Source organism: Caldimonas brevitalea (assembly GCF_001017435.1).
GTDB lineage: Bacteria > Pseudomonadota > Gammaproteobacteria > Burkholderiales > Burkholderiaceae_C > Caldimonas > Caldimonas brevitalea.
The window spans coordinates 5,043,842-5,067,753 of sequence record NZ_CP011371.1 but is presented as its reverse complement, the minus strand read 5'-3'; the positions used below and the strand labels follow the sequence as shown (position 1 = coordinate 5,067,753).

Sequence of the window (23,912 nt, the reverse complement as noted above, 5' to 3'; positions counted from 1 at the left end):
CCGCGCGGCCGAGCGTCTAGAAGAGGGAGTTCCCGATGAGAATCGCCACCGTCCACACCTACGAAGTCGCCGTCAACAACCTGCAGCATCGCCAGAGCGATCTGTCGGAAGCGCAGGACCGGCTGACCAGCGGCAAGCGTGTCATGCGCGGCAGCGACGACCCCACGGCCGCGGCGCGGGCCGAGCGCGCGCGTGCGCAGGAAGAACGCGCCGTGGTGGCCCAGCGTGCGGTCGAGTCGAGCCGCAACGCGATGACGCTGACCGAGGATGCGCTGGGCGACAGCATCGGCCTGCTGCAGTCCGCCCGCGAAGGGCTGGTGGCGGCCGGCAACGGCAGCTACACGCCGGCCGAACAGAAGACCCTGGCCGCGCAGCTGCAGCAATACCGTGACCAACTGCTCAAAGTGGCCAACCGCAGCGACGGCGCCGGTGGCTACCTGTTCGCCGGGCAGGGGTCGCCCTCGCAGCCCTTCCTGGAGAGCGCAGGGCAGGTGGTGTTCACCGGCACCAGCGGCGAGATCGCGGTGGCCTCGGGCGAGACGCTGCCCATCACGGTGGACGGCAACTCGGCCTGGATGACGGCGATGACCGGCAACGGCGTGTTCGAGACGCGTGCGGGCGCGGGCAACACCGGCAAGAGCTGGATCGACGCGGGCGCCATCAAGGACCCGGCGGCGTTGACCGGCTCGACCTACACCGTCAACATGACCGTGGCGGGCGGCGTCACCAGCTACTCCGTGCTGCGCGACGGTGCCGCCACCGCCTTGACGGGCGTGCCCTACGAGACCGGCGAGGCGATCGAGATCGACGGCATGTCGTTCACGATCACCGGCCCGGCCGCCAACGGCGACAGCTTCGAGCTGCGCCCCAGCGAACCCAACTTGACCGTCTTCGACGCGCTGGACAAGGCCATCGCCGGGCTCAAGAGTTCGAGCAATGTTCAGCAGTCTGTCAGCGACGGCCTGCGCGACCTGGATTCGGTGCTCGGACGCCTGCAGGGCGTGCGCAGCGCGGTTGGCGACACGCTGAACCGGGTCGAGAACGTCGAGGACCGGCTGGCCTCGTCCAAGCTGCACGCGCAAACAGATCGCGCAAGTGCGGAAGATTTGGACCTGGTAGAGGCAATTTCCAAATTTCAGGAGAAGCAAAGCGGCTACGATGCCGCATTGCAGACCTATGCCCAAGTGCAGCGCATGTCGCTGTTCGATTACATCCGCTAGTCCACCGGCTCGAGCCAGCGCAGGCGTCACCGCCGCCGCCGGGGGATGGCACCCGGAATCACTGTCATGGAAATCGACGTCCTTCGCCACATCGCGCTGAGCTACTCGCCGATGGTGGACCGCAACCGCGCGGTCGTGGCGACGCGCCTCACCGTCTCGGCCCTGAAGCCGGGCAGCGCCTTGCAGGCCGACGAACTGCTGCAGGCCATCGCCCAGGTGTGGCCCGAGGGAGGTGCGCGGGTGTCGCTCAACATCATGAGCGAAACCTTGCTGAACGACCTGATGCGGGCCAAGCCCTTGCCCAACGTGATGATCGAGGTGCCCTCGTTCATCGCCAGCGACCCGGCCAACATCCCCGTGATGGAGCAGCTGCGCGCCAACGGCAATACCTTGTTGCTGCACGGCCGGCCCGCCTCGAGCCTGCCGCGCGAGGTGCTGCCTTGCTTCAAGTACTCCATCATCGACCTGCACGACGACCGTCGCAAGAACGAGGCGCCCGGCCATAGCGAGCCGGGCGTCACGCGCAGCATCGGCTTCATCCAGAGTGGCGTGCGCACGATCGCCGAGATGGAAGCCAGCTTCGGCCGCGGCGCCCTGGCCATCCTCGGCTGGCCGATCGAAGACGTGATCTCGACCGCGGGCGTGAAGGCCGGCCAGCCCGACATGGGCGTGCTGGTCGAGTTGATCCGCCGCGTCGATGCCGGCGAAGACGTGGACAAGCTCGATGCGGTGCTCAAGCGCGACCCGACGCTGGCCTTCCAGCTGATGCGCTACATCAACTCGCCGGCCTTCGGCCTGTCGGTCGAGATCAGCTCGTTCCGGCACGCCATCATGCTGCTGGGCTACAAACGGCTGAAGCGCTGGCTCGCGCTGCTGCTCGCGACGGCGAGCAAGGACGCCAACATGCGCCCGGTGATGTTCGCGTCGGTGCGCCGCGGCATCTTCATGGAGCAGCTGGTGGGCCCCTCCGGCAGCGAAGAGATGCGCGGCGAGGTGTTCATCTGCGGCGTGTTCTCGTTGCTCGACCGCTTGTTCCACAAACCGTTCGACGAGCTGCTCAAGACCATCCCGGTGCCCGAAGCGGTGTACCAGGCACTGGTCGACGCCAGCGGCCCCTACCAGCCGTATTTGGAGCTGGCACGCGCGGTGGAAACCGAGACGGCGCCGGTGATCAATGAACATGCAGAGCACCTGCTGATGAGCCTCGCCGAGACCAACCGTGCGGTGTTGGCGACGCTGACCTCGGCAGGCCAGCTGGAATAAGCCGGACCACGACCCCCAGCGCCACCGCGGGCGCACGCTGCCTCTACACTTGCTGATCGCACCGAACAGCAGACAGGCAGGACCATGAGCGCGCAGTCAGGCGAACACGGCACAGGCACTCCGGAGGACGCAGCCGCCGACTCTGCCGCAGCGCCCGTTCTGGTGCTCGATGCCGGCGGGCGCATCGTGCAGGCGAATGCGGCAGCGCGCGCCCAGCTGCGGGTGGAGGAGGGCGGCGCCGTGTCGTCCCTGGTCGGGGTGCTCGGCCTGTCTGCGCTGCAATGGGTGCTGGCGCAACTGCGTCAGGCGGCTCGTCACCCTGAACGGCCGTTCTGGCCGGTCACCGGACCTCGCGTGACGGCCGTCCCCCAGCAGCCGGCGCGACTGGTGTTCGGCGGCGATGGCGGCGGGCACTGGCAGCTCCGGCTGGAGGCGCTGGGCGCTCCACGCAGCAGGCCTGTTGCCGCACCCGGCACCCCGCCGCCGTCCGATGAGGGCGACGACCAGGCCCTGCGCGAACTGCGCCGCATGTTCTGGCACTCGCCGTTTCCGGTCGTGCTGCAAGATGCTCAGTACCGCATCGTCGACATCAACCAGGCGTTTATCGACTACAGCGGCTACAGCCGCGACGAGCTGATCGGGCTGGACCCGATGGCCTTGTTCCACGCCGACGACCGTGTTTACCACCAGCAGCTGCGGCAACAACTCGCTCGCGACGATGCCCACAGCGCGGAGCTGACCGAGCGCCGTTTCATCGACGCGGCCGGGCAGACGCGCTGGTATCGCGCCGCCCACCGCCGTGTGCGCGACGCCGACGGCCGCGTGCTGGCCTTGGCCGTGCTGCACGACAGCACCGCCGAGCACCAGGCGCGTGAGCGCGCCGACCGCTCGGTGCACGAGTTGGATCAATGGTTCGAGCTGACGCCGGTGGGCATGATGCTGTTCGACGAAGACGGGCAGGTGGTGCGGTCCAACCCGGCCTTGCGACAGTTGATCGGCTCGGTGCCGGCGTCGCTGGCGCAGGCCGACCCGAGTCTGCAAGACCTGCTCGGCTGGTACGCCGGCGGGCCGCTGGCGGCCCAGCCTCCCGGCGGCCCGCCTTTGCACCGCCATGGCAGCCTGGTCAACGGCGACGAAGAACTGGCCTTGCGGGCGGTGGTCCGGTGCCTGGAAGAACGTCAGGGCCAACGGCGCTACATGGTGGTGATCGAAGACCGCACTGCCGAGGATGAGCGCGACATGGCGGAGTCCCAGCTCGGGGCGCTGGCCGAGACCGCACAAGCCGGGCTCGCCACCTTCGATGCGGGCACGGGCCGCTTCCAGTTCGGCGGCCGTGTGCCGAGCGGGGTCGGCCTGATGTCGAGCGAGCTGAAGGCGATCAGCCGCGACCTGGTGCGCCCTGACACCCTGCCCGAGTTCGACCGCGTGCAGCGCGCGGTGCGGCAGGGGGTGCGCGCCGATGCGCGCTATGCCATCGGGCATCCCGAGCTGGGCGAACGCTGGCTGCAGACCCGCGTCGAGCCACGCACGCTGAGTTCGGGGCGGCGCAGCACGTCGGTGGTCACGCTCGACGTGACCGAGCAGCACGTGGCACAGCAGCGCGGCGAGCGCTTGCTGCGCGAGCTGACCACCATCCTCGAAAGCACCACCACGGGGATCGCCTACCTGCGCGGCGGCATGGTGCAACGTTGCAACCGCCAGTTCGAGCGGATGCTCGGGCTCGAGCCGCACGCCGCCCACGAGCGGCCGCTGGCGACGCTGTTGCCGCGCGACGCCGCCACCCAGCAGGCCTTGCGCGACGCGATGCAGGTGCTGGCCGACGACGGCCTGTACGAGACCGAACTCGAGATGCCGGCCGAGGCCGGCGCCCGCTGGTGTGTGCTGTCGGTGCGCCGCATGGACAGTGGCGGCCCCGAACTCGAAGCGATTGCCGTGCTGACCGACGTCAGCCGGCTCAAGGCGCAGCAGGCCGAGCTGGCCGCACTGGCACGCGACCGCGAGCTGATGTTCAGCCTGTCGGACGTGGGCATCGTGTTCGTCCGCGACCGATGTGTGCAGCGTGCCAGTGCCGGCTTCACGCTATTGACCGGCTACAGCGCCGAAGAGGTCATCGGGCTCGACGAACGGGTGCTGTTCTCGGACGACGCCGAATACGGGCGCTGGCAGGCCGAGTGCGAGGGCGCCTTGCAGCGCGACGGGCGCTGGACGGGCGAGCGCCGGCTGCGACGCAAGGACGGCTCCTTGTGCTGGGTGCAGGTGCACAAACGGCGGGTGCAGGACGGCGCGCCCGGCCTCGGCGTGATCGGCTCCTATGTCAACATCGACGCCCGGCGCACCGCCGAGCATGCGCTGGCCCACCAGGTGGAGCGCACCCGCGCCATCCTGGACTCGGTGCTGGTGGGCATCGTCACCGTCGGCCCGGGCGGCATCGAGTGGATGAACCGCTCGGCCCGCCGCATGTTCGGCGGCGACCTGGCCGACTTTCACGGCCAGCCGATCAGCCTGGTGGCGTCGGACGACCCCGATCACCCCTTCCGCCGGTCCACCGATCAGATCGAGGAAGGCGAGTCGAACACCTTCGAATGTGAGGTGCTGGCGCGCGACGGCCGCCACTTCTGGGTGGTGGGCAATGCGGTGCTGACCGGCAGCAGCGCCCACGGCCGCGAAATCACCTATGCCTTGCTCGACATCGACAGCCGGCGCCAGGCCGAGCAGCGCATCGCGGAGGCGCAGGCGTCGCTGACGCGGCTGATCGACCTGGCGCCGCTGGCGATCACGCTGCGCGACGCGCGCACGCTGCGCATCCTGCAAGCCAATCCGATTGCGGCGGGCCTGATCGGGCGCCCGGTCGAAGCCCTCATCGGCACCATCCCCGAAGAGGTCTACCCGCCCGGGCGCGCGCGGGCGATGCGCGAGGACATGCAGACGGCGCTGGCGGCGCAGGGCGTCACGCAACGCGACTACACGGTGGTGCTGGACGACGCCGAGACCGTCTGGGATGCACGCTATCTGCCGCTGGCCAAGCCCGGGGAGCCACCGGACCAGCTGCTGCTGGTGGCGGCCAACGTGACCGAGCAGCGCGCCGCCCACGAGGCGCGGCTCGAAGCGGTGATCGCGCAGCGCGAGCTGCTGGTCAAGGAAGTGCACCACCGTATCAAGAACAACCTGCAGGGTGTGGCCGGCCTGCTGCAGCAGATCGCGGCGCGCAAGCCGGAGATGGCCGAGGCGATCGGCGAAGTGGCGGGGCAGGTGCAGGCCATCGCCCATGTCTACGGCTTGCAGGTGGGCGCGGCCGGCATGCTGAGGCTGCGGCGGGTGGTCGAGGCCATCACCGGCTCGGTGCAAAAGAGCTTCGACCGCCCGATCACGCTGAGCATCGAAGGTGTGCACGTCGACGAATGGGCTCTGCCCGAAGCCGAGTCGATCCCGATCGCGCTGACGCTCAACGAACTGCTGACCAACGCGATCAAGCACAGCGAGGCGGGCACCGTGGTCTGCCGGCTGCGCTGCGACGCCGAATGGGTGCAGATCGAGGTGGCCAACCCCGGGCAGCTGCCGGCCGACTTCAGCCTGGCCCGCTTTCCGGGCGGCGTCTCGGGCCTGGGCCTGATCCGGGCGCTGCTGCCCCGCCGCAGCGCCCGGTTGACGCTGGAGAACAGCGACGGCGGGGTGCTCTCGCGGGTGCATCTCACGCCGCCCGGTGTGGTGCGCCAGGACACCGTTTGAACCTCCGGGGAGCGCGCTCGTCGGTTGGCGGCGGTGTCAACGGGATTTACGCGACAATCGCCGTTCGGATTGAGAAAGTCGATGCAACGACATGAGCGCTGTGCAGCCTGACAGAGGCAAGATCCTGGTGGTGGACGACGACCGGCTGGTGCTGGCGACGCTGACCCACGGGCTGTCGCAGGCCGGCTACGAGGTGGTGGATGCCGACAACGGCGACGACGCCATCTTGCTGGCGCGCGAACACCGCCCCGCGCTCGCCCTGCTCGACATCCGCATGGAAGGCAAGAGCGGCTTCGACGTCGCCGCCTACCTGCGCGACCATCTGCAGATTCCCTTCATGTTCCTGTCGGCGTTCTCGGACGACGAGACGGTCCGCAAGGTCAAGGAACTCGGCGCGGTGGCCTATCTGGTGAAGCCGGTCGACATCCGGCAGATCGTGCCCGCCGTCGAGGCCGCGTTCACCGCCCGGCCGTCGCCGGCCCCGGTCTCGCCGGCGCCCGCAGCAGCCGCTGGCGACGCGGCGCTGAATGCCTGGGTCGCGATCGCGGTCGGCATTGCGATGCACCGCTTCTCGGTCAACCGGCGCGAGGCCTTGCAGCGCTTGCAGAAGCTGGCGCAGCAAGGTGGCCTGACGCTGGAGGAGCAAAGCCGGCGGTTTGTCGAGGCGCTCGAGATGTTGAGCGCCCCGGGCGGGCTCGGCTGAGCCGACGCAAGGCGCTGCACCGAACCGACGCAAGGCGCGTCAGTTACCCCGCTTCGCTTCGCCCAGCGTGAAGTAGAAGGTGGCGCCCTGGCCGACTTCCGATTCGGCCCAGATCTGGCCGCCGTGGCGCCGCACGATACGCTGCACCGACGCCAGACCGACGCCGGTGCCCTGGAAGTCGCTGGCACTGTGCAGTCGCTGGAACACACCGAACAGGCGATCGGCGAAGCGCATGTCGAAGCCCGCGCCGTTGTCGCGCACGTGGTAGACCGTGCGGCCGTCCTGCTGGGTGCAGCCGAATTCGATCACCGCCTTGTCGCGCTTGGCGCTGTACTTCCAGGCGTTGCCCAGCAGGTTGTCGAGCACGACCCGCAGCAGGGTCGGGTCACCCTGGGCCGTCATGCCGGGGCGGATGTGCACCTCCACGGCCCGTTCGGGCGATTGCCGTTTCAGGTCGTCGAGGATGTAGGTGGCCAGCTGCGTCAGGTTGACCGGCTGCTGCTGCACCGGCTTGGCCGACAACTGCGACAGCGCCAGCAAGGCGTCGATCATGCCGTTCATGCGCGCCGCCGCGCCCAACACCCGGTCGAGGTGGTCGTTGCCGATGCGGTCGAGCGAGCGGCCGTAGTCTTCCTTCAGGATCTTGGTGAAGCCTTCCACCACCCGGATCGGCGCCCGCAGGTCGTGCGAGACGGTGTAGCTGAACGACTCGAGCTCGCGCTCCGCGGCCTGCCGCTCCAGCTGCGCCGCTTCGTCGGCGCTCGCCGTCGGCGGCGTGAACACCAGCAGCAGGGCCTGGCGCCGCGTGCCACCGTGTTCGAAGGTGAACATGTCGATCTGTGCCTCCCAGGCGCGCGAGGGCGGCGCCGAGGCGGCGGCGTCCGGGGCCGGCAGGCCGAGGCGCTGGTGCACCGGCGCGAGCGGCCATTCCGCCACCCGCCCCACCGAGGTCAACACGTCGCGCCCGATCAGCTTCTCGCGGCTGTCGCCGATGCGGCGCGCCGCCAGCTCGTTGCAGTGCCGGATCAGGTAGCGGGGCGCGGCGCCGTCGGTGGGCAGTGACTCGGCCAACAGCACCGCGCTCGGCACCGTGTCGAGCAACTGCATGCCAATCTGGCGGTCGAACTGCAGTTCGGCGCGGGCCGACACGTTGCGTGCGCAGCCCAGATAGCCGGTGAAGCGGCCCTCGGCATCGTAGCGGGGCACACCGCGCAGCAGCCACAGGCTGCTGCGGCCGTCGGGCTCGCGGCGGTGCGCCGGCAAGCCGAGAAAGGGTTCGTGCGCGTCGAGCATCTGCCGGTGGGCACTCCACAGCTCGGGTTCACTGCCGAAGTCGTCCCACAGGGTGCGGCCCAGTCGTCCCTCGAAGTGCCAGTCGCGCACCGCGGCGCCTTGCGGTGGCCGCAGGACCGTCAGCCGGTGTGCGGCGTCAGTTTCCCAGTACCACTCGGACAACAACTGCTGCAAGGCCTGTCGGTGGCTCTGTGCCTGGCGGCGTTCGACCGACAGTGCATCGAGTCGGCGACCGAACCACCAGGCCAGCGCCATCATCAGGCCCAGCCCGACGACGAACACCCAGACCAGCAGGCGTGCCTGCGCCGGCGCGTCGGCGCCGGGCAGTGCGGGCGTGATCCAGCTGGCGGCGGCCAGGCTGAACAGCACCCAGGCGAGCGTCAACCCGGCCCCGGTGCCGGCGGCAAGGAGCAGGCGTTTGCCGCGCGGCATCTCCTCGTGGGCAGGGGAACGGTCCATCGCAACCATTGTAAGGACGGGGGCAGCGCTCGCCTGCGTGCGCTTCGCACGCCTGGGCCGGATTTCCATCGGCTCAAGTCGCGGCGGCGGCGGTCGAAAACCCTCGGAGAGGACCCCCGCGCGCGAGCGCCCGGCCGCAGCTGCACGGCCGGCAGGACGCTGCGGGAACGACACATCGATGAACCGCTCGACCACCAAGAGGTTGGCCGCGGTCGGCCTGCTGGGTGCGGCAGGCTGGCTCACCGCGCTGCTCGGACCTGTCCCGCTGGCCGCCACCGCGTCACTCGCGCTGGTGGTGGCGCTCGCCTTTGCGTGGCGTGACGGCAGGCGCGCAGCGGATGCCGTGTTGCCGCCCTCGCCCCCGGCCGACGCTGACGCGCTGCGGCGGCGGTTGGCGGCCACCGAGGGGGTGATCGCGGCGGTGGCGCAGGCGCGCGGCCTCGGCCCGGCGCTGGAAGCGGTGGGTCGTCTGGTGGCCGACCATCTGCGGGCCGATGCATGGGCGGTGCTGCGGGTCGAAGACTGGAACGGCACCACCGGCCTGGTGTTGCCGTGGGACGAGCGCGACGATGGCCGTGAGGACCGCATCGACCTGGGCCTGCTCGACACCGTGCACAGCGAAGACGAATTGTCCGGCCGCGCGCTGGCCCGGCATCGCCCGGTGCTGTGCCGCGAGCTGCGAGCGTCCGGCCATCGCTTGCGTCCCCGCAAGGCGCGGCAGGGCCTGGCGGTGCCGGTGTGGGGCGACGACGCGCCGTTGGCGCTGATCGAGTGGTACGACGTGCAACAGGAGCCGGACGACGACGCCCTCACGCTGCTGTCGATCGCGATGGGCCAGTTGTCGCTGCTCGCCGGCCGTGAAACGGCCCACAAAAGCATGTTGCGCAGCGTCGAGCGTTCGCGGCGCCTGGCGATGGTGGCCGACCGGGTCGCCAGCGGCGTGGTGATCGCCGACGGGCGCGGCCGCATCGAATGGGTCAACGACGCCTTCAGCGGCATCACCGGATGGCCCGCGCAAGCGGCGCTGGGCCGTGAGTGCTGGAGCCTGATGAGCGGCACCTCGGACACCGCGGCCGACACCTTGCGTCGGGCCGTCGAGGCGCGCCAGAACTTCCGCTTCGAATTCAGCGCCCGGCGCCGCACGCCGGACGGCCAGACCGAACCGTTCTGGGCCGAGATCGACGCGGCCTACGTGCTCGACGAGCAGGGCGAACGTTTTGTGTTCCTCGGTGTGTTGAGCGACATCACCGAGCGGCAGCAGCGTGCCGAACAGGTCGAGAACGAACGCGCAAGGCTGAACGATCTGATCGAGCACCTGCCGGTCAGCCTGTTCGTCGTCGAGCCGCAGGAAATGAAAGTGGTGGCGGTCAACCGGCACGCCGAGATGGAGTTCGCGCTCAAGCGCGAGGAGATGATCGGCAAGCCGCCGCTGGAGGCCTACGGCCGCCAGGTGCAGGCCTTGATCGGGCCGTCGGTGGCGCGGGCGCTGGCCGGGGTCGAGTCGATCGAGGACGAGTTCACCTGGCGCAATGCGCGCCGCGGCGAACGCTATCTGAACATGCGCTATCTGGCGCTGCGCGACGATGACGGCACACCGAGCGCGCTGCTGGTGCTGGCGCGCGACTTGACCGAGCGGCGCCGGGCAGAGGGCGCGCTGGTCGAGTCCGAGGCGCGCTTCAAGGAGTTCGCCGATGCGATCGACGACCACCTGTTCATCACCAACCCCGAGCGCAGCCACTTCGTCTACGTCAGCCCGCGGCTGCAAGCCTTCTGGGGTGTCACGGCCGAAGAGCACGCCGAGGACCCGCAGCGCTATCTGCGCCTGAGCCCGAGCGACGATCACGAGCAGGCGCGGGAGCGCGAACGGCAGCTGTTGCCGGTGGACTACGTACACCGGCTCGAGCATCCGACGCGCGGCACACGCTGGTTGCGCACCCGCACCCGGGCGCACCGGCTGCCGAGTGGCGAGATCCGGGTCTACGGGCTGTGCACCGACATCACCGTCGAGCACGAGCGCGAGCAGGAGCTGCAGCGGGCCCGCGATGCGGCGGAGGCGGCCAGCCAGGCCAAGAGCCAGTTCATGGCCAACATGAGCCATGAGATCCGCACGCCGATGAACGGTATCCTCGGCATGACGGAACTGCTGTTGGGAACGACGCTGACCGAGAAGCAGCGGCGCTTTGCCCATGCGGTCTACCGTTCCGGGGAAAGCTTGCTTGAAATCATCAACGACATTCTGGACTTCTCGAAGATCGAAGCGGGCAAGCTGGAGCTTGCGCCCACTGACTTCGTGCTGCGCGCGGTGGTCGAGGACACCTTGGAACTGATGGCACCGCGGGCGCACGAGAAGTCGCTCGAGCTCAACTTCCGCGAGCAGCCGGGCCTGCCGTCGACGGTGCACGGCGATCCGCTGCGGCTGCGCCAGGTGCTGACCAACCTGGTCGCCAACGCCATCAAGTTCACCGAGCGCGGCGAGGTGGTGGTGGACGTGCAGCAGGTCGAAGGCGAGGCGGTCGACGGCCAGCTGTGGGTCGAGTTCGCGATCAAGGACACCGGCATCGGGATCGAACCCGAGGTGCTGCCGCGGCTGTTCAACGCCTTCACCCAGGCCCATGGCGGCATGGCGCGGCGCTACGGCGGCACCGGTCTCGGTCTTGCCATTTCGCGGCAGCTGGCCGAGCTGATGGGGGGTAGCATCAGCGTGCAGAGCGTGCCGGGGCTGGGGTCGCAGTTCCGGGTCCGGCTGCCGCTCGGCGAGGTGGCCGACGACAGCGCCGCCGGCCCGCTCGACGGGCCCGACATGCCGGCACTGCGCGTGCTAGTGGTCGAGGACCACGACACCAATCGCACCGTGCTCGAAAACATCCTGGGCGCCTGGGGCATGCGCGTCACGCTGGCGGTCGACGGCGCCGAGGCGCTCGACCTGCTGCGGCGTGACCGTGCCGCCGGCGGGCGCTTCGACCTGGCCCTGGTGGACATGGCGATGCCGCGCATGGACGGCGTGCAACTGGCCCAGGCCGTGCGCGCCGAGCCCGACCTGGCCCCGGTCAAGCTGATGCTGTTGTCGTCGGTGTCCAGCCCTGACGACGTGCGGGTCGCTCACGACGCCGGCTTCGACCGGTTCGTGGCCAAACCGGTCCGAAAAATCGAGTTGCGTCAGGCCATCATGGGCCTGTTCGGCGGTGTCATGCGGGAACGTGAGCAAGCACTTCCTTCGCTGGATCGCGAGGTGCTCGTGATCGAGGACAATCACGTCAACCAGGAAGTGATGCATCAGATGCTGCGCCGCCTGGGCTGCCGCACCCGCATCGCCCACTCGGGGCCGGAGGGGCTGCGTGCGTTGTGCGAACATCGGTTCGACTTGGTGCTGATGGACATTCAAATGCCGGGCATGGACGGGGTGGAAGCGCTGCGCTGGTTCCGCCAGGGCTCGGGCGGGCGCTTCGATTTCGTCACCCCGAGCCACACGCCGGTGCTCGCCGTCACGGCCAACGCGCTGGGGGGCGACGAAGCGCGTTACCTCGCCCACGGCTTCGACGACTACCTGTCCAAGCCGTTCCGGCAGAACCAGTTGCTCGCCGTCCTGACCCGTTGGCTACAGGCGGCGCCAGCAGGCGCGCCGAATGCCACGCAGGAAGCACCCCGCCGTCTTGCCGCGGAGCCCGTCAACACGGAGCCGAACATGTTCACACCGGACCCCAACGTATTCGACCCGGAAGCCGTGGCGCGCCTGCGCGAACTCGATCCACACGGCCAGAACAAACTGCTGCCGCGGCTGTTCCGCACCTTCCAGGCCTCCTTGCTGAAACTGGTGCCGCAGATGGTCGAGGCGGCGCAGGTGAACGACGGCAACGCGGTCCGCTTCACCGCCCACACCCTGAAATCGTCCAGCGCCAGCGTTGGCGCCTTGCAGCTCTCGGCGCTCTGCGCCGAGCTCGAATCGGCCGTCCGTGGGGGCGACGCCGGGCCGTTCGGCGACCGCGTCGACGTGCTCCAGCGCGAAGCCCAGCGCGTGCTGGACAGTCTCGGACACTTGTTGGAATCTGCTTGATGAACGTGTCTGTGAAGCGCGACGGTGACCTCGAGCAGCCCACCGTGCTGCTGGTGGACGACGACGAGGTGACGCTGCTGTTGACGTCGATCGCACTGCGCGAGCGCGGCTTCGCGATCACCGAGGCGAACAGCGGCGAGAAGGCGCTGCAGATCCTGGCCAACTGGTCGCCCGACATGGTGGTGCTCGACGCCATCATGCCCGGGCTGGACGGCTTCGCCACCTGCCGCCAGATCCGCAACCAGGCGGGCTACTATTCGATCCCGGTGCTGATGCTCACCGGCCTGGACGACGAGGCCTCGATCAACCGCGCCTATGAAGTCGGCGCGACCGACTTCTTCGTCAAGTCGACCCAGTGGAGCCTGCTGGCCGGTCGTTTGCGGTATCTGCTGCGCTCATCGCGCACGCGCCAGGAGCTGGAGCGCAGCAAGGCCCAGCTGGCCCGTGCACAAGACCTGGCCCGCATGGGCAGCTTCGACTGGCGGCCGGGCCGCAACGAGCTGCTGTTCTCGCCCGAGGGGCTGCGGGTGTTCGGCATGGGCCCCCGCGACCACCTGACGGTGCGCATGGTGCTGCGCATGATTCCCAAGCAGGAGCGCGCCGCCTTCTTCGCCATCTTGCGCGAGGTGCTGCGCCACTGCACCGTGCTGTGCACCGATGTGCCGGTGCACCTGATCGACGGGCGACACCGGGTGCTGCACCTCGAGGCCGAGCCGGAGTTCGACGAACACGGCGGTGTACTGGCCTACAACGGCATCGTCCAGGACGTCACCGACCGCCGCATCGCCGAGGACAAGATCAAGCACCTGGCGAACTTCGATTCGCTGACCGGCCTGCCGAACCGGCGCCAGCTGATCTGGCGGGCCGAACGGGCCATCGACCATGCGCGCCACCTGGGCCACCAGGTGGGCCTGCTGCTGATCGACCTGGACCGCTTCAAGATCATCAACGACACCCTCGGCCACGCCGCCGGCGACGAGTTGCTGGTCGAGGTGGCGCGCCGGCTGCGCGGCTGCGTGCGGCATTCCGAGCAGGTCATCGACGTCACCTTCGACAGCGTCACCTCGCGGGCCCACCGCACGCTCGAGGCCGTCGGCCGGCTGGGTGGCGACGAGTTTGTCGCCCTGCTGTCCGAGGTGAGCGACGAGCGCGACGCCGAGCGGGTGGCGATGCGCATCCTCGAGGTGTTGCGCGAGCCGGTGCTGGTGGGGGGACAGGAGTGTTTCGTCACCGCCAGCGTCGGCATCGCGATCTTCCCGCGTGACGGGCAGAGCGTGGCCGACCTGCTGCGCAACTCCGACGTCGCGATGTACTCGGTGAAGGCGCAGGGCCGCAATGCCGCGTCGATCTACACGCCCCAGCTGGCCGGCAAGGGCCGCGAGAAGCTGGAGCTGGAAAGCGCGCTGCACAAGGCGCTCGAGCGCGAAGAACTGGTGTTGCACTACCAGCCCAAGGTCGATGTGCACAGCGGCCGCTTGGTGGGAGTGGAAGCGCTGATGCGCTGGAAGCGCGGGCACCAATTGGTGCCGCCGGGCGAATTCATCCCGCTCGCGGAGGAGACCGGTCTGATCATCCCGATGAGCTATTGGGCGATCCGCGAGGCGATGCGCCAGGCCAAGCTGTGGCAGCGGGCCTTCGGTTTCGACGTTGCGGTGGCGGTCAACCTGCCCAGCCGGATGTTCCAGCGCAGCGACCTGGTGGAACGCATCCAGGCCGGCTTGCAGGAGCAGCATGTCAGCCCGCGCTGCCTCGAACTCGAGATCACCGAGACCGGGCTGATGAAGGATTTGCAGAACGTGATCCCGTCGCTGCAACGCCTGCACGGCATCGGCGTGCCGATCTCGATCGACGATTTCGGCACCGGCTACTCCTCGCTCGCCTACCTGACCACGCTGCCGATCAGCGAGCTCAAGATCGACCGCTCGTTCGTGCACGACCTCGGCAACCGGCCGGAAAGCTCGGCCGTGGTCACCGCCATCATCGCGCTGGCCCGTTCGCTGGGCCTGCGCGTGATCGCCGAGGGCGTGGAAACGCCCTTGCAGATGGAGGTGCTGAGCCGTTTGGGCTGCACCATCATGCAGGGTTTTCTGTTCAGCCGGCCGCTGCCTGCGGCCGACCTCGAGCCGTGGTGGCGACAGCTCAGGCTGCCGTCGCTCGGCGGCACCACCGACGACACGAGCGGCCAGGACCGCGCCGTGAAAGCCTGAGCCATGGACGCCCCTTCTTCTGCCGGCGGTCGCCCGACGATGCCGGCCCCTTTGGCCGGCGCCGCGCCCACTCCCGCCCAGCTCGCCAAGGCCGCACTGCGGCGCCTGGCCCAGGAAAGGCTGGAACCGACGCCTGAAAACTACCAGCGCGCCTACCGCGCCGAGGCCGGCGAATCGGCTCCGGCCGAGCCAGGCCTGCCGAGCACCGCGCAGCGGGTGGTGGACCGGCTCGCGCAGCAGGCCGGTGCTGCCCCCGAGTTGCTGGATGCCGTGCAGCAGGGCCGCTGGGAGCAGGCCGACCGGCTGCTGACGGCGTCAGAGCAGGACCCGGCCGCGCAGGCGCAGGGATGGGCGACGCTGATCGGCCGCATCGTCAAGGGTGTCGAGCGCGGCGGCCGGCAATGGACCAGCGGACGCAAAAAGGACAGCCTGCAGCGCGTGCTGACCGGCAGCCGCGGCGCCCCCGCCGTGCTGCAGCAGCGTTTGTCGCAGCTGACGGCCAGCTGGGAGAGCGACGCGCCGCCGGCCGAGTCCTCCGAAGTGGCGCCGCCGCTCGCGGAGACAGCACCGGCAGCTGGCGGCAGCGCTGCTGCGCCCGTCCTGGCCGGCGCGGCGGACGACCAACGCTTGCCGGCGCCCTGGCAGGCGGTGGTGCGGGACCTGTCGAACGCGGTGACGCCGGCCTTGCCGGTCGATGATCCGCGCTGCGTGCGGCTGCGCTCGCGCCTGGACGAGCTGTTGCTCGCCCTCGACGACGAGGCTGACGCCGCCGACGAAGAGCTGGCCGACGACTGGCGGGGTTGGGCCGGCGACGCGCAGCGCCTGCTCGACCACCGCCAGCACCTGGTCTCGCAGCTGCACGACCTGTGCGGCGAATTGACCGGCGGTCTCGCCGACCTGGCCGAAGACGGCAGCTGGGTGCAGGGGCAGTGCGAGGTGATGCGCAGCAAGCTGCAAGAAGGCCTCACCAGCCGCACCGTGCGCTCGGTCAGCCATTTGCTGCACGCCACCCGCAGCCAGCAGCAGGGCGTGCGCGCCCAGCGCAACCAGGCGCGCGAGGTGCTGAAGGGGCTGATCAACAGCATGCTGCAGGAAATCGGCGAACTGGGCGCGCGCACCGGCCGCTTCCACGACAGCATCGGCCGGTATGCCGACGTGATCGAGCAGGCCGACACGCTCGAGAGCCTGGCCGGCGTCGTCAAAGACCTGGTCGAGGAGACCAAGTCGGTCCAGAGCCAGGTGGGGCAGACGCAGCAGCGCTTGCAGGCCGAGCACGCCGAGGCCGACCAGCTGCAGGTGCGGGTGCGCGAACTCGAAGCCGAGCTGCAGCGCCTGTCGACCGAGGTGTCGACCGACCAGCTCACCGAGGTGGCCAACCGCCGGGGCCTGATCCAGGCCTTCGAAACCGAACATGCGCGCACGCAGCGCAGCGGCCGTGAGCTGTCGGTGGGGCTGCTGGACATCGACAACTTCAAGAAGCTCAACGACACGCTGGGCCACCAGACCGGCGACCAGGCCCTGAAATTTCTGGCGCAGAAGGTCAAGCAGGCCTTGCGACCGATGGACACCGTGGCCCGCTATGGCGGCGAGGAGTTCGTCGTGCTGCTGCCGGAGACCACCACCGAGGAGGCCTGTGTCGTGTTGACCCGTTTGCAACGCACGTTGACGGCCAATTTCTTCATGCACGAGGACCGGCAGGTGTTCGTCACCTTCTCGGCCGGCGTGACCCTCTACCGCCCCGGCGAGCGCCTCGAAGAGACGCTGGACCGGGCCGACGAAGCACTCTACGAGGCCAAGCGCACCGGCAAGAACCGCAGCTGCGTCGCCTGACACCTCTTACAGGGTCTAAGGCCTTCCACGGGCCTCGCGATTGCTGCTCTTGGCCCAGGAGGCCCGGAGCAAGCCGGGGCACCGCGATGGAAACCGAGCCGGCCGTTCACGCACTCGCGGGCCGCGTTCCTGACCTGTTGGCGATGTGGCTGCAGCAGAGCCGTGAATACGTCGTCCTGGTCATCGACACGGCGGGCACCGTCGAATACGCCTCGGAGGGGTCGCGCCATGTGCTGGGCTATGCGCCCTCCGACCTCGTCGGACAACCCATTTCGGTCTTGTTCACGCCCGAAGACCTCGAACTCGGACTCGATGTGCACGAGACCGCCGTCGCGCGCAGTGCCGGGGACACCGAGGACGACCGCTGGCACGTGCGCCGCGACGGCAGTCGCATCTGGGTCAGCGGCGCCGTGCAGGCGCTGCGGGACGAGCAAGGGCGGCTGGTCGCCTTCGTCAAGGTGCTGCGCGACCGCACCGACATCTGCACCACCATCGAAGCGCTCGAACGGCGCGTGACGGCGCTGCTGCAGGAGCAAGAGGCGACACGCGTCTTCCTCGGTGGCCTGGCGCACGAGTTGCGCAATCCCCTCACGCCGCTGGCCAACGTCGCTCATTTGTTGCGCCTCACGGGCGGTGACGCGGGGACGCCGCCCTATGTGCAGATCATCGAGCGGCAATTGATGCAGATGCAGCGCCTGATCGACGACATGACGGACATGACGCGGCGCGACGCCGACCGTATCGAACTGCGGCTGGAGCCGGTGGAACTGCAGGCCGTGACGTTGACGGCGGTGGACAGCTGCCGGGCGGCCGCCGACGCGCGCCGCCAGAACTTGGAGTGCTTGATGCCATCCGGCCCGGTGACGCTGACGGTCGACCGGCTGCGCTACACCCAGATCGTCGTCAACCTGGTCAACAACGCGATCAAGTTCACGCCGCCGGGCGGCCGGATCTGGGTCAAGGGGTCGGTGGAGGCGCACCACGCGGTGCTGACCGTCGAGGACACGGGTGTGGGGATCGACGCGGACACCTTGCCCCGCATCTTCGAATTGTTCACGCAGGGCGGCCGCTCACAAGACAGTGAGAACGGCGGGCTGGGCGTGGGCCTGGCCCTGGTGAAGGACCTGGTGCAACTCCACAACGGCACCGTCGAAGTGCGCAGCGGCGGCTCGAAACAGGGCAGCGCCTTCACCGTCAAACTGCCGCTCGAGCAAGCGCGTTGACTGCGGCTGCCGGAGCAAAGGAAAAAGCGGGCCGCAGCCCGCTTCGTTTTCACGTCAACTCAGGCGCGGGTCAAACGGCCTTGCGGCGGCGCGACATGTAGCCGACAACGCCGAGGCCGGCGAGCATCAGCGCGTAGGTCTCGGGTTCGGGCACCGGGTTGGCGATCACCGACAGGTTGTACCAGCCCTTCAGGCCAGGGTTCCAGGGTGAGGTGCCGTCGCCGATCGCAGCGCCCTTCAGCACGATCGAAAACGAGGCCGGCAGCGAGAAGCTGTCTTCCAGCGTGAACTGGATCGGGCCGTTCTCGCCAGCCTGGTACAGGACGCTGCCGTCGTTGCCCAGGATCGTGAGGGCGGCGCTGTCGTCCCAGTCGATGTCAACGTTTTTCGCCAGCTTCACTTCCACGAAGCTGAACGACACCGGGCCGCCGAGGTCGCCCGCGGTGAAGTCGTAGCTGTCGGAGAACGACGCGTTGCTGAACTTCTTCGCTTCGAAGTGGAAGGGCCCGTTGGCCAGATCGACGGCCGCAAAGGCTTGCGACGCGAGCCCGAGGCCGAGAGCAGCGGCCAGAAGCAGTTTTTTCATGAGAACTCCCAGAGAGATGATGGGATGGGTTGAGTGATGGCGCCGCCCGGGTTCGGGGGGACGAACGTCAGACGGCGCAGCAAGTTGTACCTGCTGCTCTCAGGGTCATGCAGCCCATGGCCGTGGGGGGCGAGACGGCACATCGCCTGCTCTTGCGAGGGGAATTGTTACAAGGCCGGCGGGCGCAGCGCATCGCCAGACAGCGGTCGCGCCGTCGCCAGAAAATGCGCCAAGCAGGGGAGGAAATGAATCGACCACGCCGGCCGAGGGGGCTGTCGACCTGGAGCCGACAAAGGCAGGGCGCGAGGCGCCGGGAAATCGGCGTGCGGGTTGGCCCGTGTATGGACCCAGCCGGTTGGTGGAAGGCGTGGGATTCGAACCCACGGAGGGCTTGCACCCTCGCTGGTTTTCAAGACCAGTGCCTTAAACCGCTCGGCCAGCCTTCCTTGGAAGGCGCTAGTGTAATGGAGCGGAGCGGGGCAGCGCTGCCCCGGTTAGGGTCAAGCGCCTGGCAGGGCTTTTTCAAAACACACCGCTTCGGTGCGTCCGACGTATGGGCCGTAGTTCTCGCGAACCCGGTAGCCCAGCCTTTGATAAAACCCCACCGCCTTCAGATTGACCTTGCGGGTTTCGAGCCAAATCTCGCGATATCCAAAGCTGTGGGCCCGTGCTTCCAGCGCTGCCAGCACCGCCGCGCCGATGCCTCGGCCGCGTTCACGCGCATACATGCGTTTGATTTCGGCCACGTGCGGATCGCCAGCCGCTTCCAGGGGGCGCAACGCACCACACCCGACCGCGCGGCCGTCTTGCCTGGCCAGGAGAAACACCGAACGCGGATGATCCAGGTCGCCGGTTCGGAAGCGGGCGGTGCCGTCGCTGCCGGTGATGGCGCGCAGCTCGGCCGACAATTCGTCGAGCAAGGAAAGCGCGTCGGGGTGGTGGGGGGTGCTGTCGACGAGTTCGATCTTCATGTGCAACGAGAGAGGGCAGGCATGTTTGCGGGCGGGAGGTCGCGGGCTCGCAGCATCAGAAACGCACTATATAGCCCAGCGCCCAGGTCGACAGACGCCGCCCCCGGCCCAGCCATTTGGCACTGGCGGCGTCGAGCGCGTACGCGCCGTGGGGTTCATTGCGGATCTCGGTATAGAACCCGTACAGCTTGACCGTCGGGCTGATCTTGTAGTGCTGCCCCACGCTCCACATCCAAGCGCCGGATCGCGGCAGCTGGCTCACCGCATTCACCGTGGCGCCGCGCGCCGCATCGCCGTGCCCGCTGCCGGCGCGACCGAGGTTGAACCAGGTGGCATGCGGGCCGGTGTAGCGGGCCAGCAGCAGGCCGAGATAATCGCGCCGCAGGGTCTCGCCGCCGGCCATTTTGTAGCGCAAGTGTTCATAGCCGAGGCCCAACGTCAGCGGCCCCTTGTACAACAGCGACACCGTGAAACCGGTATCGCGCAGCCCGGCGCCGCGTGCGTCGTCCTGAATCTGGGCCGCGTAGCCCATATACCAACCGGCGTCCCGATAATCTCCGCCCAGGGTATAGACCTTGGCCGCGCGGCCCGGCTCCGGCACGTCTTCGACTCGAGAGGCCGACGCACTTGCGGACCATCCGGAAACGCGCGGCGTGTCGTAACGCAGCGAGCCGGGCAAATAGTTGTCGAGGCAGCCGCTTTCGAGTCCGGCGCCACCGCCGCAATTGGCCCAAAGGGCCAGCGGATTGTGGGTGCCGGGGGTTTCGATGAAATACCAGGGCACCGACACGTCGTCGTAGATCGGCAGCAGACGTCCGAGTTTCAGCATGCCGAAATCGCCGCTCAACGCCACCCAGCAATCACGGCTGCAAAACCGGCCGCGGCCGTCGTCGGGGCCCAGGCTGCTGGCCAAGGTGAACGAGGCCTTCAGGCTGCCGCCGAGCGCTTCGGTGCCCCGCAGCGTCAGGCGTGAACCGTAACTGTCGAGCCGCGTCTGGGTGTGCAACCCCCCCGCTTCCTGGTGGCCCCTGTAGTGCGCAAGCGACAGGTTCAGTTCACCCGCCACTTGCAGCGTCGACTCGGCCACCGCCGGCGTGGCCGTGGCCAGCGCCGCCAGCAGCAGCAGGGGCAGGGTGTTGAAGGATGAGCTGGCCCGCACGGCCGTCTGTTGCGCAGCCACCGGGGCCCAGCGGGCCCCGGTCACGAGGGCGTGCCGCCCGCTGCAGTCGCGACCGGGGCCGAGGGCGGATGAACGGGGGTGGTGGCGACAAACAGCGCGGCGACCACCAGCATGCCGCCGCAGGCCAGGTCCAGCCAGCGGTGGTAGCGCGGGTTTTCGACCGAGGTGGCGATGCGCGCGCCCAGCAGGGCATAGGCGGCCAGCACCGGCAGTTCGAGCAGGATGGCCAGCACCCCGAGCGTGAAGATCTGCGGGCCGGCAGGCCGGGCAGGGTCGACGAAGGTCGGCAGCATGGCGCCGAAGAACAGCAGCGACTTCGGGTTCGACAGCTGCAGCAGCAGGCTGTCGCGGAACAAGGTCAGCGGGCCGAAGCCGGCGCCGGCCGCCTTCACGGCCAGGGGCTGCGAGCGGGCCAACATGCGCCGCACGCCGATGTACAGCAAATAGGCCACGCCCAGGTAGCGCAGCACGCCGAACAGGGTCGGCGACGCGATCAGGATCGCGCCCAGGCCGAGTGCGGACAGCGTGCAGTACACGAGGTTGCCGGCCAAGATGCCCAGCACCGAGGCCTGCGCCCGCAGCGCGCCGTTGGCGATGGCATGCCCCAGCACCTGCAGGACGGCCGGGCCGGGCGAGATGTTGAGCAGGAAATTGGTCATCGCGAAGGTCGCGAGCAGGCCGAGATCAGGCATGAAGGTCCTTTGCATCCAGGGTCGGGGCGGCGCCCTCGGCCAGGCGGGCCGCCTCCGCCAGCCCTTGCGCGAGCAGTTGCGGCTGGGCGTGCAGGAAGAAATGGCCCGCGTCGACCCATTGTTCGCGGAAGGCGGCGGTGGTCAGCTCCTGCCAGGCCGCGACGCCCGGGCCGGTGGTGCGGTCGTCCTGACGGCCGGCCAGGACGACGATGGGACAGCCGAGCGGCGGCGAGGGCACAAAACGATAGGTCTCCACCAGCGCATAGTCGCTCTGCACGGCCGGCGCGAAGCAGGCCAGCACGTCGAGGTCGTTCAGCACCTCGGCCGGCGTGCCGCCCAGACGCGCCAGGTGTTGCTGCAGCCGAGGCAGCGGGTAGCGGTGGACACCTTCGGGCGGCAACAGCCGGTGGGGTGCATTGAGCGCACACACCAACAACGCGTGGGGCGGTCGGCCCTCGGCCTGGAGCCGACGGGCGGTCTCATAGGCGAGCAAGGCCCCCATGCTGTAGCCCAGCAGCAGCGGCGGTTGTGACCAGCCGCGCAACTCGGCCATCGCCTCTTCGCAAGCGCGCTCGAGCGTCGTCGCGGGCGCTTCGCGGGCCCGTCGCTGGCGGCCGGGCATCACGAACTCGGCCAGGCCGAAGGCCGGCGGCAGCTGCGCCGCCAACCCACCGAAGACCGCGCCGTGCCCACCTGCGTAGCCAAAGCCGAGCACGCGCTGCTCGCCCTGCCGGTGCCAATTGAGGTGGTGCGCGCCCGGGACGACACTCCCGCCCAGTCCACCTGCCAGCCGTGTCATCCGGAAACCTCCGTGCTGCGCACGGCGGTGCCGGCCGCTTGGGGTGCCCGTTCCAGCCGGCGCCGAAGCACCTTGCGCTGTATCTTGCCGATGGAGGTGCGCGGCAGTTCATGCGGTGCCAGGGCCACCACGATCCGCGGCACCTGCGGCGCCAGCCCGGCCAACACGGCTTCGACATGTGCCTGCAGTGCCGCCGTCTCGGCCCGTGTCGGATCGCCGCAGTAGAAGGCGGCCAGCGTGGCACGGCCGGCGTGCAGCACGCTGCACACCGCGACATGGCCGGCCAGCACGCCCGGCAGCGCTTCGATCGCCGCCTCGAGTTCGTAGCCGTGCAGCTGCGTGCCGTCGATCTCGATCGCGTCGCCCTCGCGGTCGGTCAGGTGGAGCCGGCCCTGGTGCAGAAAGCCCCGGTCGCCGGTGTCGAACCAGCCGTCGCTTAAAAATTTTTCGTCGCGGGCGGCCCGGTAATAGCCTCGCGTCACCGACGGCCCCTGTACCTGCAACTGCCCGACCTGCCGTTCGCACAGCAGCTGGCCGTCGGCCCCCACGATGCGCAGGGCGGCGCCGGGGATGGGCGCGCCCAGATCGACATACCGTTCGTCGTGCACCTGCAGCGCGCTGGCCCAGGTGATGCCCGAGCAGGTTTCCGACATGCCGAAGGCGGGGCGGATGGCGTCGGCGCGCAGCCCGTAGCGCTGCAGCTGCAACGCGAACTTGTGCGCAAAGTCGCTGCTGATGCTTTCGCCGGCATTGACGAGGAAGCGCAAAGCCCGCAAGTCCCAGGCGCCGGTCTCGCCTTGCTCGACCGCCTTGGCGACGATGTTGAACACATGGCTGGGCACCCAGGTCACGCTGGCCTTGTGGCGGGTGAGCAGATCGAGCCAGCCGAGCATGCGCTCGCGCACCCGCCGATGTTCCACATGCACCTGCTCGGCCTGCACGCACACCGGCAGCAGGTGGAGGAACACGACCGCACCGACATGCTCGAGCGGCATCCAGTTGAGGAACACGTCCTCGGCATCGAAGCCGTTCATCTGTGCACTGCCGGCGCACATCGACAAGATCGCGGTGCCGGTCTGCGTCACCGGCTTGGGCGTGCCGGTCGAGCCCGAGGTCGGGAAGATCAGGGCCACTGTGTCGCCTGGTGCCCCTTGGGGCGCGGCGTCTGGCGGGGCAGGCGGTGCCTCGAGCAGCTGCTCGGGCGTCAGCACGGCCAGGCGTGACCAGCCGTGCCGGTCCTTCAGCGCCACGGCTTGTGCCGCTTGCGCTGCCGGCACGATCAACACCGCCGGGTCGAGCGCCTGCAGCGAGGCGCCGAGGGCTTGCACCGCCTCGGGTTCGCTGGGCAGTGGGCCCGTGTCGGCGGTGGGCACAGCGGCATAGCCGCCGAGGATGCAGGTCCACAGCGCGAGCGCAAAGCCGCGCGGGTCGCCCAGCCGCAACACGATGCGGCTGCCGCTTGCATGGCCTTGGGCCTGCAGCAGGGCGGCCGCCCGACGCGCTGCCTCGTGAAGCTCGCGGTACGTCCAGCGTGTTTCGTGTCCCTGGGCGTCGACGAACACGAAGCCGCGTTCGCCGCTGTGGGCGGCAGCGTGCGACAGCGCGTCGGCCAGGGTGACGTGACGGGCAATCGGATGGTCGAGCGGGCCGCCGTGTACCAGGGCGGGACGGTCGGCGGTGCCGGAGGGGGCGGTGTCGGATGGCATGGG

Annotated in this window: 14 protein-coding genes, 1 tRNA gene and 1 pseudogene; 8 read left to right on the top strand and 8 right to left on the bottom strand. The window is 69.1% G+C overall.

All coding sequences use genetic code 11. From position 1 onward, the window contains the following. The first annotated feature begins 35 nt into the window (after positions 1-35). The 4 genes from flgL (at position 36) to AAW51_RS21265 (ending at position 6,912) form a co-directional block, all read left to right on the top strand. Positions 36-1,220, top strand: coding sequence for a flagellar hook-associated protein FlgL (gene flgL / locus AAW51_RS21280; protein WP_047196203.1), 1,185 nt, complete (start codon positions 36-38; stop codon positions 1,218-1,220). A 66-nt stretch (positions 1,221-1,286) separates the two neighbouring features. Further along, positions 1,287-2,483 (top strand): EAL and HDOD domain-containing protein, encoded by a 1,197-nt coding sequence (locus AAW51_RS21275; RefSeq protein WP_047196202.1) that lies wholly within the window; start codon positions 1,287-1,289, stop codon positions 2,481-2,483. An 84-nt stretch (positions 2,484-2,567) separates the two neighbouring features. Beyond that, the gene (locus tag AAW51_RS21270) at positions 2,568-6,209 is read left to right on the top strand and encodes a PAS domain-containing sensor histidine kinase (RefSeq protein ID WP_047196201.1); all 3,642 of its coding nucleotides are present in this window, start codon (positions 2,568-2,570) and stop codon (positions 6,207-6,209) included. Positions 6,210-6,300: 91 nt separating this feature from the next. Beyond that, complete coding sequence (locus AAW51_RS21265) at positions 6,301-6,912, top strand: response regulator (RefSeq protein ID WP_047196200.1); 612 nt, start codon at positions 6,301-6,303, stop codon at positions 6,910-6,912. A gap of 39 nt (positions 6,913-6,951) precedes the next feature. Here the strand turns inward: AAW51_RS21265 and AAW51_RS28460 are convergent, their stop codons facing one another. Next, a complete protein-coding gene (locus AAW51_RS28460; RefSeq protein ID WP_053013832.1) occupies positions 6,952-8,664 on the bottom strand; it encodes a sensor histidine kinase in 1,713 nt (570 codons plus the stop codon). A 178-nt stretch (positions 8,665-8,842) separates the two neighbouring features. Between AAW51_RS28460 and AAW51_RS28455 the strand changes: the two genes are divergently transcribed. The 4 genes from AAW51_RS28455 to AAW51_RS21240 all read left to right on the top strand — a co-directional run bounded on the left by AAW51_RS28455 (position 8,843) and on the right by AAW51_RS21240 (position 17,975). Further along, positions 8,843-12,715, top strand: coding sequence for a response regulator (locus AAW51_RS28455; protein WP_053013831.1), 3,873 nt, complete (start codon positions 8,843-8,845; stop codon positions 12,713-12,715). Beyond that, the gene (locus tag AAW51_RS21250) at positions 12,715-14,922 is read left to right on the top strand and encodes a putative bifunctional diguanylate cyclase/phosphodiesterase (RefSeq protein WP_047196199.1); all 2,208 of its coding nucleotides are present in this window, start codon (positions 12,715-12,717) and stop codon (positions 14,920-14,922) included. The genes AAW51_RS28455 and AAW51_RS21250 overlap by 1 nt, the downstream gene beginning before the upstream one ends. Positions 14,923-14,925: 3 nt before the next feature. Continuing rightward, positions 14,926-16,752 carry a GGDEF domain-containing protein gene (locus AAW51_RS21245; protein ID WP_169788066.1) on the top strand — a complete coding sequence of 609 codons (1,827 nt, stop codon included), beginning with the start codon at positions 14,926-14,928 and terminating at the stop codon, positions 16,750-16,752. Between the two features lie 86 nt (positions 16,753-16,838). Continuing rightward, positions 16,839-17,975, top strand: a complete 1,137-nt coding sequence (locus AAW51_RS21240) for a PAS domain-containing sensor histidine kinase (protein ID WP_053013830.1) — start codon at positions 16,839-16,841, stop codon at positions 17,973-17,975. A 70-nt stretch (positions 17,976-18,045) separates the two neighbouring features. Here AAW51_RS21240 and AAW51_RS30970 read toward each other — a convergent pair. The 7 genes and pseudogenes from AAW51_RS30970 to AAW51_RS21205 all read right to left on the bottom strand — a co-directional run. Then, positions 18,046-18,489: pseudogene (locus AAW51_RS30970) on the bottom strand (FxDxF family PEP-CTERM protein); the annotation flags it as partial. Between the two features lie 428 nt (positions 18,490-18,917). After that, a tRNA-Ser gene (locus AAW51_RS21230) sits at positions 18,918-19,007 on the bottom strand. A gap of 54 nt (positions 19,008-19,061) precedes the next feature. Beyond that, positions 19,062-19,532 carry a GNAT family N-acetyltransferase gene (locus AAW51_RS21225; protein WP_047196196.1) on the bottom strand — a complete coding sequence of 157 codons (471 nt, stop codon included), beginning with the start codon at positions 19,530-19,532 and terminating at the stop codon, positions 19,062-19,064. Between the two features lie 55 nt (positions 19,533-19,587). Then, a complete protein-coding gene (locus tag AAW51_RS21220) occupies positions 19,588-20,712 on the bottom strand; it encodes a porin (RefSeq protein WP_169788065.1) in 1,125 nt (374 codons plus the stop codon). A gap of 20 nt (positions 20,713-20,732) precedes the next feature. Then, a complete protein-coding gene (locus AAW51_RS21215) occupies positions 20,733-21,404 on the bottom strand; it encodes a LysE family translocator (RefSeq protein WP_053013829.1) in 672 nt (223 codons plus the stop codon). Continuing rightward, positions 21,397-22,203 (bottom strand): thioesterase II family protein, encoded by an 807-nt coding sequence (locus AAW51_RS21210; RefSeq protein WP_053013828.1) that lies wholly within the window; start codon positions 22,201-22,203, stop codon positions 21,397-21,399. The genes AAW51_RS21215 and AAW51_RS21210 overlap by 8 nt, the downstream gene beginning before the upstream one ends. Then, positions 22,200-23,909, bottom strand: coding sequence for an AMP-binding protein (locus AAW51_RS21205; protein WP_047196194.1), 1,710 nt, complete (start codon positions 23,907-23,909; stop codon positions 22,200-22,202). The genes AAW51_RS21210 and AAW51_RS21205 overlap by 4 nt, the downstream gene beginning before the upstream one ends. Positions 23,910-23,912: the final 3 nt, after the last annotated feature.

Excerpts from the sequence above, each read along its gene's own strand:
- flgL (WP_047196203.1), top strand. The coding sequence starts at position 36 with ATGAGAATCGCCACCGTCCACACCTACGAAGTCGCCGTCAACAACCTG.
- AAW51_RS21275 (WP_047196202.1), top strand. The coding sequence starts at position 1,287 with ATGGAAATCGACGTCCTTCGCCACATCGCGCTGAGCTACTCGCCGATG.
- AAW51_RS21270 (WP_047196201.1), top strand. The coding sequence starts at position 2,568 with ATGAGCGCGCAGTCAGGCGAACACGGCACAGGCACTCCGGAGGACGCA.
- AAW51_RS21265 (WP_047196200.1), top strand. The coding sequence starts at position 6,301 with ATGAGCGCTGTGCAGCCTGACAGAGGCAAGATCCTGGTGGTGGACGAC.
- AAW51_RS28460 (WP_053013832.1), bottom strand. The coding sequence starts at position 8,664 with ATGGACCGTTCCCCTGCCCACGAGGAGATGCCGCGCGGCAAACGCCTG.
- AAW51_RS28455 (WP_053013831.1), top strand. The coding sequence starts at position 8,843 with ATGAACCGCTCGACCACCAAGAGGTTGGCCGCGGTCGGCCTGCTGGGT.
- AAW51_RS21250 (WP_047196199.1), top strand. The coding sequence starts at position 12,715 with ATGAACGTGTCTGTGAAGCGCGACGGTGACCTCGAGCAGCCCACCGTG.
- AAW51_RS21245 (WP_169788066.1), top strand. The coding sequence starts at position 14,926 with ATGGACGCCCCTTCTTCTGCCGGCGGTCGCCCGACGATGCCGGCCCCT.
- AAW51_RS21240 (WP_053013830.1), top strand. The coding sequence starts at position 16,839 with ATGGAAACCGAGCCGGCCGTTCACGCACTCGCGGGCCGCGTTCCTGAC.
- AAW51_RS21225 (WP_047196196.1), bottom strand. The coding sequence starts at position 19,532 with ATGAAGATCGAACTCGTCGACAGCACCCCCCACCACCCCGACGCGCTT.
- AAW51_RS21215 (WP_053013829.1), bottom strand. The coding sequence starts at position 21,404 with ATGCCTGATCTCGGCCTGCTCGCGACCTTCGCGATGACCAATTTCCTG.
- AAW51_RS21210 (WP_053013828.1), bottom strand. The coding sequence starts at position 22,203 with ATGACACGGCTGGCAGGTGGACTGGGCGGGAGTGTCGTCCCGGGCGCG.
- AAW51_RS21205 (WP_047196194.1), bottom strand. The coding sequence starts at position 23,909 with ATGCCATCCGACACCGCCCCCTCCGGCACCGCCGACCGTCCCGCCCTG.